Annotated in this window: 2 protein-coding genes; both read right to left on the bottom strand. The window is 60.7% G+C overall.

From position 1 onward, the window contains the following. A partial coding sequence (locus AC1DY5_RS54905) for a hypothetical protein (RefSeq protein WP_478122575.1) occupies positions 1–285 on the bottom strand: 285 nt, incomplete at its 3' end. Positions 286–349: 64 nt separating this feature from the next. After that, entirely contained in the window at positions 350–997 is a 648-nt protein-coding gene (locus AC1DY5_RS54900) for a phosphatase PAP2 family protein (RefSeq protein WP_478122574.1), read from the bottom strand. Positions 998–1611 lie beyond the last annotated feature (614 nt).

The raw sequence follows: 1611 nt of genomic DNA, 5'->3' as shown, positions 1-1611 counted from the left end.
GCATACCCAGTTTCGGCCATCTTGAATATYGCAATCGGTGAGCTTGCCCGACGGCCCTGRSGCCCCGGCAGTCCAAAAGAGAACTTCACGGTGCGCCTTCAGCACGCGAAAGCGCACCCGATCGGCCGCGACGAGGCGGCCGCTGCAGCGCAGACCCTGCCAACTGCCCTGCCGGCACTTGACGGTGTAGACCGTGCGCTCGCCCTGCAGCGTGACCTTGTCGCTGATTAAGGCGACCCCGGCCGCGAACGCCGCACAAGCAACAACGAAGGAAAAGATTCGCATCGGTACATTTTTACTTCGTCCCGCCGGTTTTTGCAGACACTCACCTGCGCACCTCTCGACAGATTTAGAACGTCTTTGAGTAGCCCACCGTCAGGCCATGGGGAAGGATCTGGACGAAAAATGGCGTTTCATACCGAGTCGCCAAATAGCCCGTGGCAGTGCCGAGCGCCCATGCAGCGAGCACATCAGATTGCCAATGCGCTTGACTCTTCATGCGCGCGACACCGGTATAGAGAGGCAAGATTTCAAGCCCCCAAACCCAAGGATCTCGCGCGGCGTAGTTGACAATGATCGGCGTGACGAAGCTGGCCTGCAGCGCCACTTCCCCGCTCGGGAAGCTCTGGTTTCCCTTGCCTTTGAACCATGCATCTGGGCCCTCGCCCGTAATGGGCCGGGGCCTTCCTGTCGTGACCTTGAGCGCCTGGACCGCAACGGCCGACGCGATCGATGCATCGATGGTCTGCCACAGCGTATGTCCGAACTCATTGTCATTGCCGAGCCACACCGCGCCGACAAGCTCGAAAGCGACAACCCCGTATTCGAGAGCAAGTTGATCATTCCGCGCCCATATCCCGCTCTGGTCGAATCTCAGTGTGTGATCGATACCGAGTGGTCCACCTCCAGCATTGGCTGCACCTGCGCCGAGTCCGAGAACCAGCGCGAGGAATGCATGGCTGCATGTTGGCAGGGCTCGACTGAGATGCGTCTGCATCGCCTTCTCCCAGAGCGGGCACAGACCTTGGAGGTCGGAGGAGCCGTAACTCGGTTATGGTGAAGTGCGCCACTGAGCAGAGCCTGAATTTCCCACAGGGCTGGAGGGTCGGCTCGCGATCAGCGAGGTGCCGAACGTCGGGGGTCACACAGCCATAACAAACAGGGCGTACCCTTGGTTCAGATGGTCCGCTGGCGCTGGTAGAGGCGCTTCGGCAACCCGCTCACTGAGAGCGGGGCCTCGATGCCGGCGGCCCGTCGCAATTCATGGGGTGCGATGCCTGCCACTTTTGCAGGCACCGCGTGGCGACGCCCGGCTGGTGACGAGTTGCGACGAGGTGCGCATGCTTTTCCACAGGATTGTCCACTGCCACGGTGGAGAACTTTCCACTTACATTCGACGTCATTTCACGCGATGCCGCCGCGAAGTTGTGCWCATTTGTATTAGGTGTAGCGATGGGCATCCGGTCAGTTGCCTTTTTCGGTCGAGCCGGAAAGCAGGCGTCTGATCCGCACACTGAGTTTTGCCAGGCGGCCTCTGACAGTGGTCTCGGCCGCCGTCCGAGACCGGTGTGCTTCGCGTTCGTGGCGTAAAGCGGCATTGAGGGCCTTGAG

It is taken from the genome of Variovorax sp. P4_D9 (genome assembly GCF_056401695.1).
Note: the sequence above shows the minus strand (reverse complement) of the source record. Positions and strands in the feature narration are given on the sequence as shown.

Coding starts and splice junctions, on each gene's coding strand:
- AC1DY5_RS54900 (WP_478122574.1), bottom strand. CDS start 997: ATGCAGACGCATCTCAGTCGAGCCCTGCCAACATGCAGCCATGCATTC.